The organism is Enterobacter sp. BIDMC 30 (assembly GCF_000534355.1).
Classification (GTDB): Bacteria; Pseudomonadota; Gammaproteobacteria; order Enterobacterales; family Enterobacteriaceae; genus Enterobacter; species Enterobacter ludwigii.
In genome coordinates this window covers 205,471-221,846 of sequence record NZ_KI973169.1, presented here as the reverse complement: position 1 = coordinate 221,846, position 16,376 = coordinate 205,471, and the positions used below count along the sequence as shown (strand labels likewise).

16 protein-coding genes and 1 other annotated feature are annotated in these 16,376 nt (G+C 57.0%); of the genes, 10 read left to right on the top strand and 6 right to left on the bottom strand.

Annotated features, from left to right (window positions below; translation table 11 throughout):
- Positions 1-25 precede the first annotated feature (25 nt).
- On the top strand, positions 26-1,255 hold the full coding sequence (locus L466_RS21140; RefSeq protein WP_176586958.1) for a DUF3748 domain-containing protein: 1,230 nt from the start codon (positions 26-28) through the stop codon (positions 1,253-1,255).
- 10 nt (positions 1,256-1,265) lie between these two features.
- Here the strand turns inward: L466_RS21140 and L466_RS21145 are convergent, their stop codons facing one another.
- Positions 1,266-1,583 carry a YceK/YidQ family lipoprotein gene (locus L466_RS21145; protein WP_025202651.1) on the bottom strand — a complete coding sequence of 106 codons (318 nt, stop codon included), beginning with the start codon at positions 1,581-1,583 and terminating at the stop codon, positions 1,266-1,268.
- Between the two features lie 248 nt (positions 1,584-1,831).
- Positions 1,832-1,904 (top strand) — a sequence feature (ROSE (Repression Of Heat Shock gene Expression) occurs in the 5'-region of heat shock genes and acts as an RNA thermometer to modulate expression.).
- On the opposite strand from L466_RS21145, the gene ibpA reads away from it, so the two are divergent.
- From ibpA to L466_RS21160, 3 genes are all read left to right on the top strand, one after another.
- Positions 1,898-2,308: a small heat shock chaperone IbpA gene (gene ibpA, locus L466_RS21150; RefSeq protein WP_008500162.1), complete on the top strand. Its 411-nt coding sequence runs from the start codon at positions 1,898-1,900 to the stop codon at positions 2,306-2,308. (Overlaps the previous feature by 7 nt.)
- Before the next feature lie 136 nt (positions 2,309-2,444).
- Positions 2,445-2,873: a small heat shock chaperone IbpB gene (ibpB, locus tag L466_RS21155; protein WP_025202652.1), complete on the top strand. Its 429-nt coding sequence runs from the start codon at positions 2,445-2,447 to the stop codon at positions 2,871-2,873.
- Positions 2,874-3,025: 152 nt separating this feature from the next.
- A complete protein-coding gene (locus L466_RS21160) occupies positions 3,026-4,687 on the top strand; it encodes a putative transporter (protein ID WP_020882744.1) in 1,662 nt (553 codons plus the stop codon).
- On the opposite strand, the gene L466_RS21165 is transcribed toward L466_RS21160, so the two are convergent.
- Complete coding sequence (locus L466_RS21165; RefSeq protein WP_032680041.1) at positions 4,655-5,401, bottom strand: GntR family transcriptional regulator; 747 nt, start codon at positions 5,399-5,401, stop codon at positions 4,655-4,657. The two genes, L466_RS21160 and L466_RS21165, sit on opposite strands and share 33 nt — an antisense overlap.
- Before the next feature lie 223 nt (positions 5,402-5,624).
- Between L466_RS21165 and L466_RS21170 the strand changes: the two genes are divergently transcribed.
- The 4 genes from L466_RS21170 to L466_RS21185 all read left to right on the top strand — a co-directional run bounded on the left by L466_RS21170 (position 5,625) and on the right by L466_RS21185 (position 9,342).
- On the top strand, positions 5,625-7,247 hold the full coding sequence (locus L466_RS21170) for an alpha-glucoside-specific PTS transporter subunit IIBC (RefSeq protein ID WP_020882743.1): 1,623 nt from the start codon (positions 5,625-5,627) through the stop codon (positions 7,245-7,247).
- Positions 7,244-8,566 carry a 6-phospho-alpha-glucosidase gene (locus L466_RS21175; RefSeq protein ID WP_014167975.1) on the top strand — a complete coding sequence of 441 codons (1,323 nt, stop codon included), beginning with the start codon at positions 7,244-7,246 and terminating at the stop codon, positions 8,564-8,566. The genes L466_RS21170 and L466_RS21175 overlap by 4 nt, the downstream gene beginning before the upstream one ends.
- 91 nt (positions 8,567-8,657) lie before the next feature.
- Positions 8,658-9,005 carry a YidH family protein gene (locus L466_RS21180; RefSeq protein ID WP_020882741.1) on the top strand — a complete coding sequence of 116 codons (348 nt, stop codon included), beginning with the start codon at positions 8,658-8,660 and terminating at the stop codon, positions 9,003-9,005.
- The gene (locus tag L466_RS21185; RefSeq protein WP_014167977.1) at positions 8,995-9,342 is read left to right on the top strand and encodes a DUF202 domain-containing protein; all 348 of its coding nucleotides are present in this window, start codon (positions 8,995-8,997) and stop codon (positions 9,340-9,342) included. The genes L466_RS21180 and L466_RS21185 overlap by 11 nt, the downstream gene beginning before the upstream one ends.
- On the opposite strand, the gene dsdA is transcribed toward L466_RS21185, so the two are convergent.
- Both dsdA and dsdX read right to left on the bottom strand, forming a co-directional pair.
- Positions 9,326-10,618: a D-serine ammonia-lyase gene (dsdA, locus tag L466_RS21190; protein ID WP_032680040.1), complete on the bottom strand. Its 1,293-nt coding sequence runs from the start codon at positions 10,616-10,618 to the stop codon at positions 9,326-9,328. The two genes, L466_RS21185 and dsdA, sit on opposite strands and share 17 nt — an antisense overlap.
- A 17-nt stretch (positions 10,619-10,635) precedes the next feature.
- Positions 10,636-11,973, bottom strand: a complete 1,338-nt coding sequence (gene dsdX, locus L466_RS21195) for a D-serine transporter DsdX (protein ID WP_032680039.1) — start codon at positions 11,971-11,973, stop codon at positions 10,636-10,638.
- 204 nt (positions 11,974-12,177) lie between these two features.
- Between dsdX and dsdC the strand changes: the two genes are divergently transcribed.
- Together dsdC and L466_RS21205 are read left to right on the top strand one after the other, a co-directional pair.
- Positions 12,178-13,104: a DNA-binding transcriptional regulator DsdC gene (gene dsdC, locus L466_RS21200; protein ID WP_032680038.1), complete on the top strand. Its 927-nt coding sequence runs from the start codon at positions 12,178-12,180 to the stop codon at positions 13,102-13,104.
- A gap of 85 nt (positions 13,105-13,189) precedes the next feature.
- A complete protein-coding gene (locus L466_RS21205; protein ID WP_032680037.1) occupies positions 13,190-14,278 on the top strand; it encodes a cellulase family glycosylhydrolase in 1,089 nt (362 codons plus the stop codon).
- Here the strand turns inward: L466_RS21205 and emrD are convergent.
- Entirely contained in the window at positions 14,181-15,365 is a 1,185-nt protein-coding gene (gene emrD, locus L466_RS21210) for a multidrug efflux MFS transporter EmrD (RefSeq protein ID WP_020882737.1), read from the bottom strand. The two genes, L466_RS21205 and emrD, sit on opposite strands and share 98 nt — an antisense overlap.
- Positions 15,366-15,540: 175 nt before the next feature.
- The gene (locus L466_RS21215) at positions 15,541-16,374 is read right to left on the bottom strand and encodes an EamA family transporter (protein ID WP_032680035.1); all 834 of its coding nucleotides are present in this window, start codon (positions 16,372-16,374) and stop codon (positions 15,541-15,543) included.
- Positions 16,375-16,376: the final 2 nt, after the last annotated feature.

Genomic DNA, 16,376 nt, shown 5'->3' with positions numbered 1-16,376 from the left:
GATAACTGCGCATCAGGGTAACGCCATGAAACAAATCACCTTCGCCTCCCGTCATCACCAGCTTACCAATATCAATACCTGGACGCCGGACAGCCAGTGGCTGGCCTACGATGTGCGTCCGTCCGGCGCATCGTTTACCGGTGAAACCATTGAGCGGGTCAATGTTATTACGGGTGACGTCGAGGTGATCTATCGCGCCAGTCACGGTGCGCATGTTGGCGTGGTGACCGTTCATCCGCAGCAGGACAAATATGTCTTTATCCACGGCCCGGAAAACCCGGATGCAGACTGGCACTACGATTTTCATCATCGTCAGGGCGTGGTTGTACACAACGGTCAGGTGAGTAACCTGGATGCCATGGATATCACGCCGCCTTATACCGCAGGCGCGCTGCGTGGCGGCAGCCACGTGCACGTTTTTAGCCCTGACGGACAGTTCGTGAGCTTTACCTACAACGACCATGTATTGCATGAACGTGACCCGAAGCTCGATTTACGTAACGTCGGCGTCGCAGCGCCTTTTGGCCCGGTGACGCCGCAAGGGACGCATCCACGTGAATATTCCGGCACCTTCTGGAGCGTGCTGGTGAGCCGCACGACGCCCGCGCCTCAGCCCGGCAGCGATGAGATCAACCGAGCCTATGAAGAGGGCTGGGTGGGCAATGACAGGCTGGCGTTTATCGGCGATACCGTGTCTGCGACAGGCGAGAAAGTGCCGGAACTGTTTATTGTGGATCTGCCCAACGACGAGCAGGGATGGAAACGCGCGGGCGATGCGCCGCTGCAGGGGACTCCTGAGACGCTGCCTGCGCCCCCGGCGGGTGTCATGCAGCGCCGGCTGACCTTTACCCACCAGCGGGCATTCCCGGGGCTGGTAAACGTGCCGCGTCACTGGGTGCGCTGTAACCCGCAGGGGACGCAGATTGCGTTTCTGATGCGTGATGATAAGGGCATTGTGCAGCTGTGGCTTATCGCTCCTGAAGGCGGCGAACCACGCCAGTTGACGTATAACGAAAGTGACATTCAGTCGGCATTTACCTGGCACCCAGCCGGTCACCGTCTTGGATTTGTGCTGGAAGAGCGGATTGCCTGCTGTGATGCGCAAACCGGAGAGGTGACGTTTTTGACGTCCGATCACGGCAATCCACCGTCTGGTGATGCGGTCGTGTTTTCCCCGGACGGGCGTTTTATTGCATGGATGGAAGAGACAGAAGGTTTCCGTCAGCTTTGGCTAACGGAAACCGGGCAGCGTTAACGCGTTGGCGTTAAGCGGGCGGAATGACGGAATTGGTGGCCAGATTTTGCTGCTCGCTTTTCTCTACCCGCGAGCGCACGGAGCTGTCCTTACGGAACATATCCCACGGCAGCAAAAGCGTATCGGCCACAGCCGTAAACGGCATATCCAGGATGACCAGGGATTTTGTGCCCCAGTTGGTATCGTCATCGGAGATCATCTCAGCGCTGGCACGCGTCCCCGGATATGTTCCTTCTTTACCGCCGGTGTGAGACATCACGCTCGAACACCCGCAAAGTAAAACAACCCCGCTGAACGTCGTCAGCTTTATCAGAACATTTTTCATCATCACTCAGTCATCGTTAATGGCACTGCATAAACCTGCAACTCAGGGTTATAGCGAGCCTCGTTCAAAATGGATAGCCCGATAACCCCGCACTGTGGCAGCCATCGCAATTTAACCCTTTGTGCTGTTGTCCCAGTCTAAGCGAGATGCACGAAAGTGCAAAAAAAAGTGCGCCTGCTGCGCTTGAAAAGACCGGTTCCAGACCCATTTTAAGAATGTAACCCGATAACGAACACGCCTGAGGGGTGTTCAGGGGCACACTGGCCTGTCCATGGTGGAAGGCTACAATTTCTCGCTGATTTCAGGAGCTTTTATTTATGCGTAACTTCGATCTTTCCCCGCTATACCGTTCTGCAATTGGTTTTGACCGCCTGTTTAACCATTTAGAAAATAACCAAAGCCAGAGCAACGGCTACCCTCCATACAATGTTGAACTGGTTGATGAAAACCACTACCGCATCGCCATTGCCGTCGCCGGTTTTGCAGAGAACGAACTGGAGATCACCGCGCAGGACAACTTGCTGGTGGTGAAAGGTTCACATACGGCTGAGCAGAAAGAACGCACCTACCTTTATCAGGGTATCGCCGAGCGCAACTTTGAACGCAAGTTCCAGTTAGCCGAGAACATTCACGTGAAAGGCGCGAACCTGGTCAACGGCCTGCTGTTTATCGAACTGGAACGTGTGATTCCGGAAGAGAAAAAACCGCGCCGTATCGAGATCAACTGATTATGCGGGTCGCGCGAGCGGCCCACCCAGAATTGCTTGCCGTAATGGGAGCATATGTGAATCCATGAGGATTTGCAGGAACAACTGCGCACAAAAATAAACTGTGCCGAACTCGCTTCTCAGAAGGAGATTTAGTATGCGTAACTACGATTTATCCCCCCTGCTGCGTCAGTGGATTGGTTTTGACAAATTGGCTAATGCCCTGCAAAGCACCACCGAGCAACAGACGTTTCCGCCGTACAACATCGAAAAAAGCGATGACAACCACTATCGCATCACCCTTGCGCTGGCCGGGTTCCGCCAGGACGATCTGGATATTCAGCTCGAAGGCACGCGCCTGACCGTGAAAGGTACGCCGGAAAAACAAGAAACCGAGACCAAATGGCTGCACCAGGGCCTGGTTAATCAGCCGTTTAGCCTGAGCTTTACTCTGGCTGACCATATGGAAGTGTCCGGTGCGACATTTACCAACGGGCTGCTGCATATCGACCTGACCCGCAACGTGCCGGAAGCCATTGCACCGCAGCGTATCGCCATTAGCGAGCGTCCTGCGCTGAACAGTTAACCCTCTGCGGGTTGTTGCCACTCCCACAGGGAGAGGATGAAAAGATAACGCCCTGCCCCGGCAGGGCTTTTTTGTGCGCCATCGCCCATACAACCGCGTGCGGCTCTGAGAGAATCCGTAGCATAACTAAGGTTATGCACAGGAAGTGGATCATGAGTGATATCGCGTTAACCGTTAGCGTGTTGGCCCTGGTCGCAGTGGTGGGTCTGTGGATTGGCAATGTTAAAATCCGCGGCGTCGGATTTGGGATAGGCGGGGTGCTGTTCGGCGGGATTTTTGTCGGCCATTTTGCCGACCAGCTTGGGCTGGTGCTCAGCGCCGAAATGCTCCATTTCATCCAGGAATTCGGTCTGATCCTCTTCGTCTACACCATCGGTATTCAGGTGGGGCCTGGCTTTTTCGCTTCCCTTCGGGTCTCCGGATTACGGCTGAACCTGTTTGCCTTCGGCATTGTGGTGATGGGAGGGCTGGTCACCGCCATTCTGCATAAGCTCTTCGATATTCCGCTGCCGGTGGTGCTGGGTATTTTCTCCGGGGCGGTCACCAATACGCCTGCACTGGGTGCAGGGCAGCAAATTTTGCGCGATCTTGGCATCTCCCCCGGTATTGTCGACCAGATGGGGATGAGCTACGCCATGGCCTATCCGTTTGGGATTTGCGGCATTCTGCTCTCCATGTGGCTGGTGCGGGTACTCTTTCGCATTAACGTCGAAAACGAGGCAAAAGACCACGAAACCACGCTCACCAACGGCCATATGCCGATCAAAACCATCAACATTCGCGTCGATAACCCCAACCTCAACAATATGGCGATTCAGGATGTACCGATCCTGAACAGCGCCAATATTATCTGCTCACGCCTTAAACGTGACGATATGCTGATGGTACCTGCGCCCGGGACCATTATTCAGCAGGGTGACCTGCTGCACCTGGTCGGACAGCCCGGGGATTTAAACAACGCGCGGTTGGTGATTGGTCAGGAGGTGGAGACCTCGCTCTCCACGCGCGGCACCGATATGCGTGTAGAGCGCGTCGTGGTGACCAACGAGCACGTGCTTGGCAAGAAAATACGCGATTTGCAGGTTAAAGAGCGCTATGACGTCGTGATCTCCCGTCTTAACCGTGCTGGGGTGGAACTGGTCGCCAGCCCGGAAGCCAGCCTGCAGTTCGGCGATATCCTGAACCTGGTCGGACGCCCGTCATCCATTGATGCGGTAGCGGACATGGTGGGTAACGCCCAGCAAAAACTGCAGCAGGTGCAGATGTTGCCGGTCTTTATCGGTATCGGGCTGGGAGTGCTGCTTGGCTCCATTCCGCTGTATGTCCCGGGTTTTCCGGTTGCGCTCAAGCTGGGCCTGGCGGGTGGACCGCTGATTATGGCACTGATCCTCGGGCGTATCGGCTGTATCGGTAAGCTCTACTGGTTTATGCCGCCAAGCGCCAACCTGGCGCTGCGCGAGCTGGGGATTGTGCTGTTTCTGGCGGTGGTCGGCCTGAAATCCGGGGGCGATTTTATCGATACCCTGGTGAAGGGCGAGGGGATGAGCTGGGTCGGCTACGGGATATTTATCACGGCGATTCCGCTCCTGACGATGGGGATCCTGGCGCGGATGTTCGCCAAAATGAACTATCTGACGCTCTGCGGCATGCTCGCCGGATCAATGACTGACCCACCCGCACTGGCCTTTGCCAACAACCTGCACGCCACCAGCGGCGCGGCGGCGCTGTCATACGCCACGGTCTACCCGCTGGTGATGTTCCTGCGCATTATTACCCCGCAGCTACTGGCGGTGCTGTTCTGGGGGATGAGCTAGCAGATCGTCCGGGTGGATGCGCCGCAGATGGTAGTCCACCTGGTAATCACGGGTATTACGGAACATCACGGAATAATTGAGAAATTCGCCGCTGTCGCTGTAGGAGAGAGACGTTATCCGCAGCAGCGGCGTCTGTTCCGGCAGGTTCAGGTAACCGGCGAGCTGTTTATCTGCCAGCACCGGCGTCAGGCTCTCGTAGTTGCCGCTGATGGTTATTCCGCACTCCTTCTCGATGTAATCAAACTTCGACCCTTCCAGATGTGCCAGTGAAAGCGTGCGGAACAGCTTCACGGGCATAAAGCTGTCCTCCAGCATCAGGGGCTTTCCGTCGACATAACGCACCCGGCGCGAGAAGTAGATGCGCTCATCCACCTGAATGCGGAGCTGGCTGGCGATAGCGGGCGGGGCGGGCATCACTTCGAACTGTAGCACCTTGCTCTGCACCTCTTTTCCCTGCTGGCGCAGCACCTCCACCAGCCCGGTCAGATTGGTGGTTTCGTGGTGGACATCTTTACGCGCCACGAATGTCCCGCTACCGTGTCGGCGTTCAACCAGCCCCCAGTTCACCAGCAGATCCAGCGCCTTTCGAATGGTCATCCGCGCCACGCCAAACTCCTGCGCCAGCGCTTTCTCACCCGGCAGCGGACTCCCGATATTGTAGTCCGACGAATTTAGCCGCAGCCGCAACCTGTCAGCGATAGATTTGTAGATCACCAGTAGACCTCTCTGCCCGTATTAACGCGTGGCTTGCGTCCTGACATGTCCATATTAACCACGAAAAGTAGACCTGATTGGTCAAAATAAAACCATGAATGCGATCACGAATCGCAGCGGCACGTCATGTTCGCCCATGGGTAAATTCTTATGCTCACTTCAGGCCCAGCAAAAAATCATAAAGGCCTCTACCCCCTACAGGTTGTTACGTGAGGATTTAAAAATGCTCAGTCAAATACAACGTTTTGGCGGCGCCATGTTTACCCCGGTGTTGTTATTTCCCTTTGCCGGGATCGTGGTCGGGATCGCCATCATGCTTCGCAACCCGCTGTTTGTGGGCGAGGCCTTAACCGCCCCCGATAATCTGTTCGCGCAAATTGTTCACATCATTGAAGAGGGCGGCTGGGCGGTGTTTCGCAATATGCCGCTGATTTTTGCCGTGGGTTTACCGATTGGTCTGGCGAAGCAGGCGCAGGGCCGCGCCTGTCTGGCGGTGCTGATCAGTTTTCTGACCTGGAACTACTTTATCAATGCGATGGGGATGACATGGGGTCATTTCTTTGGCGTCGACTTCGCCGCTGAGCCCACTGCCGGCAGCGGACTGGCCATGATTGCCGGTATCAAAACGCTCGATACCAGCATCATTGGGGCGATTGTGATTTCGGGGATTGTCACCGCTATCCACAACCGCTATTTCGACAAGCAGCTGCCTGTTTTCCTGGGGATTTTTCAGGGCACCTCGTTTGTCGTTATCCTCGCGTTCTTTGTGATGATCCCCTGCGCCTGGCTGACGCTGATGGGCTGGCCGAAAGTGCAGCTGGGCATTGAGTCCCTGCAGGCCTTTTTACGCTCTGCCGGTGCGCTGGGGGTGTGGGTTTATACCTTCCTGGAACGCATTCTGATCCCTACCGGATTACACCACTTTGTCTACGGTCCGTTTATCTTTGGCCCGGCAGCGGTCGAGGGCGGCATCCAGGTTTATTGGGCGCAGCATCTTCAGGAATTTAGCCAAAGCACGCTGCCGCTGAAAACCCTGTTCCCGGAAGGCGGTTTTGCGCTTCATGGCAACGCCAAAGTGTTTGGCTCTGTCGGGATTGCGCTGGCGCTCTGGTACACCGCGTCACCGGAAAACCGCGTCAAAGTGGCAGGCCTGCTGATCCCGGCCACGCTGACCGCCGTGCTGGTGGGCATTACCGAGCCGCTGGAATTCACCTTCCTGTTCATTTCGCCGCTGCTGTTTGCCGTCCACGCCGTTCTGGCTGCCACGATGGCGACGGTGATGTACATCTTCGGCGTCGTGGGCAACATGGGCGGCGGACTGCTGGACCAGTTCCTGCCGCAAAACTGGATCCCCATGTTCCACAACCACGCCTCGACGGTATTCACCCAGATGGGTATCGGTCTTTGCTTCACCGGCCTCTATTTCGTGGTCTTCAAAACGCTGATTGAACGGCTGAACCTTAAAACCCCGGGCCGTGAAGAGAGCGAAGTCAAACTTTACAGCAAGGCGGATTATAAAGCGGCACGCGGGCAAACCACCGCACCGGCTGCCGCCAGCCAGCAGGTTGGGCAAGCCGCCGGATTCCTGCAGGCGCTGGGCGGCGCGGCCAATATCGAAAGCATTAATAACTGCGCCACCCGCTTACGTATCGCGCTGGTCGACATGGCGCAAACCCAAAGCGACGACGTCTTTAAGGCCCTGGGCGCACACGGTGTGGTGCGACGCGGCAACGGCATTCAGGTGATTGTTGGACTGCACGTCCCTCAGGTGCGAGACCAGCTTGAATCGCTGATGAAAACCCCTTCAACAAACGAACAAACTACCCTGACAGAGGCTATATCATGAAAAAATTCTCAGTTGTCATTGCAGGCGGCGGCAGTACCTTCACGCCGGGGATCGTCCTGATGCTGTTAGCCAACCGTGACCGTTTTCCGCTGCGCGCGCTGAAATTCTATGACAACGACGGCGCACGTCAGGAGACCATCGCCGAGGCGTGCAAGATCATCCTTAAAGAGCAGGCTCCGGAGATTGAGTTTAGCTACACCACCGATCCTGAAGCGGCCTTTACCGACGTCGATTTTGTGATGGCACATATCCGCGTGGGGAAATACCCGATGCGTGAAAAAGACGAGAAAATCCCCCTGCGTCACGGTGTGCTGGGTCAGGAGACCTGCGGACCCGGCGGGATCGCCTACGGCATGCGCTCTATTGGCGGCGTGCTGGAGCTGGTCGATTACATGACGCAATACTCCCCGAATGCGTGGATGCTGAACTACTCGAACCCGGCGGCCATCGTGGCTGAAGCGACCCGTCGCCTGCGACCCAACGCCAAAATCCTCAACATCTGCGATATGCCCATCGGCATAGAAGGGCGTATGGCGCAGATAGTCGGCCTTAAAGACCGTAAAGAGATGCGCGTGCGTTACTACGGGCTGAACCACTTCGGATGGTGGACATCCATTGAAGATGCAAACGGCAATGATTTAATGCCGAAACTGCGCGAATATGTCGCGAAAAACGGCTATGTGCCGCCCTCTGACAATGCCCATACCGAAGCCAGCTGGAACGACACGTTCGCGAAGGCAAAAGATGTGCAGGCGCTGGATCCGGACACCATGCCAAACACCTATCTGAAATATTACCTGTTCCCGGACTACGTGGTCGCGCACTCCAATCCGGAACGCACGCGCGCTAACGAGGTGATGGATCACCGTGAGAAGCATGTGTTCAGCGCCTGCCGGGCGATTATCGAAGCCGGTGTATCGTCCGCCGGGGAGCTGGAAATCGACGAACATGCGTCGTACATCGTCGATCTGGCGACTGCGATTGCCTTCAACACTCAGGAGCGCATGCTGCTGATTGTGCCCAACAACGGTGCCATTCATAACTTTGATGCCGACGCGATGGTAGAAATTCCGTGCCTGGTCGGTCATAACGGGCCGGAGCCGTTAACGGTGGGCGATATTCCACACTTCCAGAAAGGGTTGATGAGCCAACAGGTAGCGGTGGAAAAACTGGTAGTGGATGCCTGGGAGCAGCGCTCGTACCAGAAATTGTGGCAGGCGATTACGCTGTCGAAAACGGTGCCGAGCGCCTCCGTTGCGAAAGCGATTCTGGATGACCTGATCGAGGCCAACAAAGCGTACTGGCCAGCGCTGCATTAATCGTCCTGACCGGCATCGCCCGATGCCGGTCTCCTTGTCCTTGTCGATTTACGCTATGCTGGAACCTGCCTGTAGCAGACAAGGAATCTTCATGAAAATTTCCCGCCTCGGTGAAGCCCCTGACTACCGCTTCTCGCTGGCTAATGAGCGTACGTTCCTCGCATGGATCCGCACCGCGTTGGGCTTTCTCGCCGCGGGTGTGGGGCTTGACCAGCTCGCGCCTGATTTTGCCACGCCGCTGATCCGCGAAGTGCTGGCGTTGCTGCTGTGCCTGTTTGCCGGCGTGCTGGCCATATACGGCTACCTGCGCTGGCTGCGTAACGAAAAGGCGATGCGGCTTAAGCAGGATCTCCCCTATACGCGTGGGTTACTCATCATCAGCATGATTTTGCTGGCGGTAGCGGGCGTGGTGATGGTGCTGGTGTTGTATGGTGGATAACCGCAAAGCGCGACGCGAAGCCGACCCCGGCCTGCAGCCGGAGCGGACGTCGCTGGCCTGGCTGCGTACGTTACTGGGGTATGGCGCGCTGATTGCCCTCGCCATCAAGCACAACTGGCATCGCACAGGCGTGCCATTCTGGATCTCACTGGTCGTGCTGGCGCTTGTGGCGATCGTTTTGTGGCGCTATACCCGCAGTCGCAACGTAATGGATGTGACGCAGGACGATTTTGTACAGCCGAAGGCGGTGCGCGATAAGTTCCTGATCGCCCTCGCGGTGCTGTCGTTGTCACTGCTGTTTGCGGTCACCCATCTGCAGTTTATTTTTTCCCTTTAGCCAGGTACTTCGCCATCTCGTCTTCCGGCACCATTCCGCCGCCGGTCGCCCAGACCAGATGGGTCGCGTTCGCGGATGCGACAGGAACACGCAGCGGCCCGGCCATGCCCGCCAGCGCCGACGGCTCAAGGCGAATGCCTTCTTCCTGCGCCAGCCAGCCGAGCATGTCGTACATGCTTTGATCGGAAAGGGTATAGAACCCGTCAAGGAGCCGCTCCATCGCCCGGCCCACAAAGCCAGACGCGCGTCCAACCGCCAGCCCGTCGGCGGCCGTCACGTTGTCGATACCCAGATCCTGCACGGCGATGGCATCATGCAGTCCGGTGTAGACCCCCAGCAGCATGCACGGGGAGTGCGTCGGCTCGGCGAAGAAACAGTGTACGTTATCGCCAAAGGCCAGCTTCAGGCCAAACGCCACGCCGCCAGGACCGCCACCGACGCCACAAGGCAAATAGACGTACAGCGGATGTTCCGCATCCACCACGCGACCCTGTGCGGCAAACTGCGCTTTTAGCCGCTCGCCTGCCACCGCATAGCCGAGGAACAGCGTGCGGGAGTTCTCATCGTCGATAAAGAAACAGTTCGGATCGCTCTCCGCGGCCTTACGTCCTTGCTCCACCGCCACGCCGTAATCCTGCTCATATTCCACGACGATCACACCGTGGCTGCGCAGTTTGGCTTTTTTCCACTCACGGGCATCGGCAGACATGTGCACCGTAACCTGAAAGCCGATGCGCGCGCTCATGATGCCAATGGACATCCCGAGGTTGCCGGTGGATCCCACCGCGATACTGTACTGGCTGAAGAACGCTTTAAAACGCGGTTCCAGCAGGATGCTGTAATCGTCTTCGACGCTCAGCAACCCTGCTTCCAGCGCCAGTTTCTCGGCGTGAGTCAGCACTTCATAGATGCCCCCGCGCGCTTTGATGGAGCCAGAGATAGGCAGATGACTGTCTTTTTTCAGCAGCAGCGTGCCGGGAATGGCCACCCCCGATTCGTTCTCCAGCCTTTTCTGCATCGCCGGGATAGCCACCAGCTCGGACTCGATAATCCCCTGTGTGGCCGCCGTTTCGGGGAACGCTTTTGCCAGATACGGCGCAAAGCGGTTAAGGCGTGCATGCGCGTCGTCCACATCGGCTTTGCTCAGCCCGACATACGGCAACCCTTCAGCAAGCGAGGTGGTGCGCGGGTTTAGCCAGGTGGTCTCTTTCAGGGCAATCAGATCCTCAATCAGAGGGAACTGTGCGGTTAAGGTGCTGATAGTTGCGTTTTCCATAGTACGTCTCTTCGCGCTCAGATAATGAAAGAAAGCAGGAATGTGCTGCCAAGTGCAAGTACCGAGGCGATAAACGTCGCCGTCGTATAGTACTTCAGGGTCTCGTTCAGGCTGGCACCGCAGTACTGCTTCACCAGCCAGAAGAGGGAATCGGTCACGATCGTGCAGCCAATGGCACCGGAACCGATGGCAATGGTGATGATCTCCGGACTGACGTTAGGATAGAGCGGCAGCATGGGTGCGACGATGGCGGTTGCGCCCATCATCGCCACCGTGGCCGACCCCACCGCCGCGTGCAGAACCAGCGCCACCAGCCACGCGAGCAGGATCGGGTGCATATTCAGGTTCGACAGAATGTGCGCCAGGGTATCGGCCAGGCCGCTGGTTTTGAGGATGGCGTTAAACGCGCCGCCCGCGCCGATAATCAACAGAATGTTGGCGATGGCGCCAAAGCCATGCTCGGTATGGGTCAGCATCGTACCCATCCCCATATGCTGGCGCAGCCCCAGCAGGTAATAGGCGACGAACACGGCGATGAACATGGCGGTGATCGGGTTACCGATAAATTCCAGCAGCGTATACAGCGTGCCTTCTCTTGCCATATTCAGCTCGGCGAGGGTCTTCACCAGCATCAGGCCGATGGGCAGCAGCACGGTAAACAGCGTGGCTCCCAGCGAGGGCAGCGTATGTTCTTCACGAACGTTGAGGTCAGAAAATTCAGCCGGGACGGCTTTAAAGGGCAGGCGATCGCCCAGCAATTTCAGGAACAGCGGGCCGCCAACCAGCGAGGCCAGCAGGCCAACCATCAGACCGTAGACGATAACCGTCCCCACGTCCGCCCCCAGCTTATTCGTGACAAACAGGGCCGCCGGTTGCGGCGGAACCACGCAGTGCACCGCCATCAGCGCGGTACAGAGGGGAATGGCCAGCTTCAGCAGCGAGGTATGGGTCTTTTTGGCGATGGAGAAGGCCAGCGGGATCAGCAGGACGACGCCGACTTCAACAAACAGCGTAATGCCGCAGATAAGCCCCACCAGTACCATGATGACATCGGCTGACAGCCAGCGGCAACGCTGAAGCGCTATCCCAATGCGTTCTGCCGCACCGGACACCTCCATCATCTTGCCGAGGATGGTGCCAAGCCCGATCACCGCCGCCAGGAAGCCGAGCGTGCCGCCAATACCGCTTTCAATGGCATTCACCATGTCCAGCGGGCGCATTCCCATCATGGCACCGACAAAAAAGCTCGCCAGCAGCAGCGCCAGGAACGGGTGAAACTTCAGTTTTACGATAGTTAATACGATTAACGCGATGCTGATGAGCAGCGTCGCCACAACCCAGACCTGAGCACCCATATCTCACCTCACCCTTATGTTATTTACGGGTATTGGACGAAAAATCAGCGGGTGCTGACAAACGATATAAATTGCCTTTCAGATGAGCCAGATTGGATCAAACGCGTGACTGGACTCAAAAAAGCGCACTTAATGCGTGTTTGGTTCACATAAATTCAACTTTGAGCGGTATCCTGAGCAGCAAAAGTCCGTGCGAGAAGTGCGATGAATGACGCAAATGAAGGTCGAAACCGGCTGTTAAACGGCTGGCAGCTGTCAAAAATGTATACGTTTGAAGTGGCCGCCCGTCACGAGTCCTTCGCGCTGGCGGCGGAGGAGCTGTCGCTCAGCCCCAGTGCGGTGAGTCACCGTATCAACCTGCTGGAAGAGGAGTTAGGGATAGCGCTGTTTGTCCGCTCCCACCGTAAAGTGGAGCTGACGCAGGAGGGTAAACGCGTCTACTGGACGCTGAAATCGTCGCTGGATACGTTGAACCAGGAGATCCTGGATATCAAGAACCAGGCGCTGTCCGGCACGTTGACGGTTTACTCTCGTCCGTCGATTGCCCAGTGCTGGCTGGTGCCCATGCTCGGGGATTTCACCCGGCGTTATCCCGCGATCTCGCTGACCATCCTGACCGGCAATGAAAACGTCAATATGCAGCGAACCGGTATCGATCTGGCGCTCTATTTCGACGATACGCCGCCAGCCAATTTGACGCATCACTTCCTGATGGACGAGGCGATTTTACCCGTCTGCTCGCCGGCGTATGCCCGGGAACATGACCAGCTGAAAAATCCCGGCCACCTCAGCCACTGTACGCTCCTGCACGATCGCCAGGCCTGGAGCAATGATTCCGGTACCGACGAATGGCTCAGCTGGGCGGCACATTTTGCAGTGAACATGCCATCATCATCGGGCATTGGCTTCGATCGTTCTGATTTAGCGATTGTCGCGGCAATGAACCATGTCGGGGTCGCGATGGGGCGAAAACGGCTGGTACAAAAGCGGCTCGAACGCGGTGAGTTGATTGCACCGTTTGGGGAGAAAACGCTTAAATGCCATCAGCATTACTACATGTCGACCCTGCCAGGACGACAGTGGCCGAAAATAGATGCCTTTATTAGCTGGCTGAGAGAACTGGCTGGCTGAAGAATTATTACGCTTTGGCGCTACACCAAATGTGAAAAAGCGTGCTAAATACAGGTAATGCTTTTGATTTCTCGCAAGGTACACCGTGTTAAAGCCTTTGATTGCCACTGCGTTACTGTTCTCTTCCGGCTGGGTGATTGCCGCTGAGCCACCGCTGACGGCTGCGCTTTATGCGCAAAAGCTGGGCGTGGGGATGGACGTAGACTGGGCGCGCACCGAGCGCGGCATTCGGGAGTTCGATCCGCTGGTGGTTCGCGATTTTCGTGCGAAGGGTATCAGCCATGTGCGTATCCGCGTGGCCGATGAACCGACGGAAGCGCGGCTGATTCATCTGCGTAAGCTGGTGGAAGCCTGCGAGCAATACGGGGTGATCCCGATTATCGCTTATCAGGCCGATGAATATAAAAACGACCCGAAAGCCGAGACGGAAAAAGAGGTGATTAACTGGTGGATTGCCGTGGCGCACTACTTCGGCCAAAGCTATCCCCTGCTGGGTTTTGACCTGATTTATGAACCGGCGGACAAGCTCAACCATAACGCCGCGTCGCTTAATCGGGTTTACGAGAAAACCGTCAAAGACATTCATGCAATTGATGCTAATCGCATGATCTTCATCGCGCCACGTCTGCGGGCTGCGCCAGAAGACCTCTCCAGCCTGAAACTCCCGGCGCACAGCCAAAATTATCTGCTGGCGGAGTGGCACATTTTCCCGTGGGGTCCGCTAAAGAGTAACGGTAAATATCCGTGGACGTCCGGGACGGTGGCGGAGAAAGCGGCTATCCATAATCGCATTGCGACCGCGCTGCACTGGCAGCAAAAAACCGGTCACGTCAGCTGGGTGGGCGGCTGGGGCGTGGGTGAATCAAATCACTTCACCCCAACCGCATCGCAAATGGCGTTTGCCTCGTTTATGGCCTGCGAACTGCAAAAGGCCAAAGTTCCCTACGCTATCAACGCGGATATTCAGTTTTACGACGGGGAAGAGGGCGCCTGGCGTCCTGCACCAGAGCCGCTGCTGCAGGCCATGATCGCGCCTGTTTGTGAAAAGCCCGGCGAGAAGCCGGGCCATCATGCGGTTAAACCGGCTGCTCGTGATGGGGAACACGCGACGCCAGCGGCAGCCAGCACAGTAAAATCAGCAGCCCCATCAGCGTCATCAGCAACCCCAGACTAGCCTGGCCAGTTTGCGGCATCATCGCCGAGAGCCAGGCCAGCGCGCCGGAACCGATGTTCTGCAGTCCCCCCACCAGTGCGCCCGCCGTGCCTGCGAGGAACGGGAACGGCTCCATTGCGCCGCTGGTGGCGAGCGGGAACAGCATCCCCGCGCCGAAGAAGAACAGCGCCGCCGGGATCAGGAGCGTCCAGACGGTCATCACGCCAAACAGCCCCGGGATCCACATCATCAGACCTGCCAGCAGGCAGCTGATCACCGACTGCCACATCAGCGTTGAGAAACGCTTGTTCTGACGGCCGGCAAACCAGGCACCAAAGAATGCGGCCGGGATGGGCAGAATAAACAGGATACTGACCACCATGCTGCTCAGGCCAAGCCCGGCACCCAGCAGCACGCCGGAGCAGGCTTCAAACACGGCAATACCCGCCAGGCCACCAACCAGCATTAGCAGATAACAGGTAAACGCGCCGTTGCCGAACAGCGTTTTATAGCTGGTGATAAGGCGGGTGCGTGGCGCGTCCGTTGGCCGGGTTTCCGGCATCCACCGCGCCATGCTGAAGGTCACAATTACGCACAGCACCAGCAGGAAAGCGTAGCAGGCACGCCAGGACCACATCGTATCGAGCAGGCCACCAATCAGCGGCGCCAGCAGAGGGCTCACCAGAATCCCCATATTTAACAAACTGTTGGCATGGCGGAGCTGGGTGCCCTGATAGAGATCGCGTGGCAGGGTTCGCGCCATCACCCCTCCGACGCCGGTGCCGACACCCTGCAGGGCGCTGGCGGCAATCAATATGGTCAGGTTATGGGTGGTAATGGCAATCACCGTCGCCACCATGAAAATGGACATACCCACCAGAATCACCGGGCGACGCCCGACGCGGTCAGACAGCGGTCCATAGAACAGCTGCGAAACGCCATAAGTCAGCAGATAAGCTGCCATTACGCTCTGTACTGCGCCCTCGCGGACGTTAAGTTCCTTTGCCATATCGGCGATCGCTGGAATGTAGATGGTTTGCGCCATCTGACCGACGGCCACCAGTAACACCAGCATCAACAATAAGTTAACGTTCCTGTGTTTTTTCATGTCGCTGAATACTTTTGCCAAAAGAGAGAAATAAAGAATAAGTGACTACGCATTCCCATAAATGCGCGAGGAATCTACCACAGAGAGATGACAAATTAAGCATTCCTGTGATGAATGTCAGAAGGGGTAAAGGCAGGATTTGTAAACAAGATCGGCAACTAATGTTGCCAGTGATTTATGCCAGGCGCAGCAGGATCGCCCCGCCCGCAATTCCCACTGCGGCCGCGATACGCAGGCCTGCAACCTTCTCTTTTAACAGCACAAATGCGATCAGTGCCCCGAAGAGGATGGATGTTTCACGCAGGGCGGCGACCACGGCCAGCGGAGCCTGGGTCATCGCCCAGAGCGCCAGCCCGTAAGAGCCCATGGTGCCGATACCCCCGAGCAGCCCTTTTTTCCAGTGCGTACGCAGGTATCTGGAAGCTTCGCGTCGGCGCGCCATCATCGCCCACAAGAGCAGGCAGAAACCATTCATAAAGAAGGTCCATAGCGTATAGCCCAGCGCGGTGTCTGATAACCGCACGCCGGTGCCATCGACCAGCGTATACCCGGCGATAAAGCAGGCGTTGAGCAGTGCAAGCCAGACCCCCTTACGCGACGTCATGCGGCCGTTCATGGCCATAGCCAGAATCGACAGGCAGATCACGGCGATGCCGGACCACGCGAGCCATGACAGGCTATCTCCCAGCACCAGCACGCTTATCAATGCCACCAGCAGCGGTGCCGTACCGCGCATCAGCGGATAGGTCTGGCTCATATCGGAGACCTGGTAGGTCTTTGCAACCAGCACCGTGTACACCACCTGCAGCGCGCAGGAGACCCCTAAAAACGGCCAGCTGGCAGCAGACGGCTGTGGGGAGAAGGGCAGTAATACCAGGGCGATAAACGCGGCGGAACCGCTAACGCTGATTGCTGAATAGAGCTTGTCTGTACCGGCTTTAACAATGGCGTTCCAGCTGGCATGCAGCAGCGCGGCGAACAGTAAAATGCAGAAGACGGTAATGGTCATGG

Bases quoted from the DNA above. Each gene is read 5' to 3' on its own strand.
- L466_RS21140 (WP_176586958.1), top strand. From the start codon at position 26: ATGAAACAAATCACCTTCGCCTCCCGTCATCACCAGCTTACCAATATC.
- L466_RS21145 (WP_025202651.1), bottom strand. From the start codon at position 1,583: ATGATGAAAAATGTTCTGATAAAGCTGACGACGTTCAGCGGGGTTGTT.
- ibpA (WP_008500162.1), top strand. From the start codon at position 1,898: ATGCGTAACTTCGATCTTTCCCCGCTATACCGTTCTGCAATTGGTTTT.
- ibpB (WP_025202652.1), top strand. From the start codon at position 2,445: ATGCGTAACTACGATTTATCCCCCCTGCTGCGTCAGTGGATTGGTTTT.
- L466_RS21160 (WP_020882744.1), top strand. From the start codon at position 3,026: ATGAGTGATATCGCGTTAACCGTTAGCGTGTTGGCCCTGGTCGCAGTG.
- L466_RS21170 (WP_020882743.1), top strand. From the start codon at position 5,625: ATGCTCAGTCAAATACAACGTTTTGGCGGCGCCATGTTTACCCCGGTG.
- L466_RS21175 (WP_014167975.1), top strand. From the start codon at position 7,244: ATGAAAAAATTCTCAGTTGTCATTGCAGGCGGCGGCAGTACCTTCACG.
- L466_RS21180 (WP_020882741.1), top strand. From the start codon at position 8,658: ATGAAAATTTCCCGCCTCGGTGAAGCCCCTGACTACCGCTTCTCGCTG.
- L466_RS21185 (WP_014167977.1), top strand. From the start codon at position 8,995: ATGGTGGATAACCGCAAAGCGCGACGCGAAGCCGACCCCGGCCTGCAG.
- dsdA (WP_032680040.1), bottom strand. From the start codon at position 10,618: ATGGAAAACGCAACTATCAGCACCTTAACCGCACAGTTCCCTCTGATT.
- dsdX (WP_032680039.1), bottom strand. From the start codon at position 11,973: ATGGGTGCTCAGGTCTGGGTTGTGGCGACGCTGCTCATCAGCATCGCG.
- dsdC (WP_032680038.1), top strand. From the start codon at position 12,178: ATGAATGACGCAAATGAAGGTCGAAACCGGCTGTTAAACGGCTGGCAG.
- emrD (WP_020882737.1), bottom strand. From the start codon at position 15,365: ATGAAAAAACACAGGAACGTTAACTTATTGTTGATGCTGGTGTTACTG.
- L466_RS21215 (WP_032680035.1), bottom strand. From the start codon at position 16,374: ATGACCATTACCGTCTTCTGCATTTTACTGTTCGCCGCGCTGCTGCAT.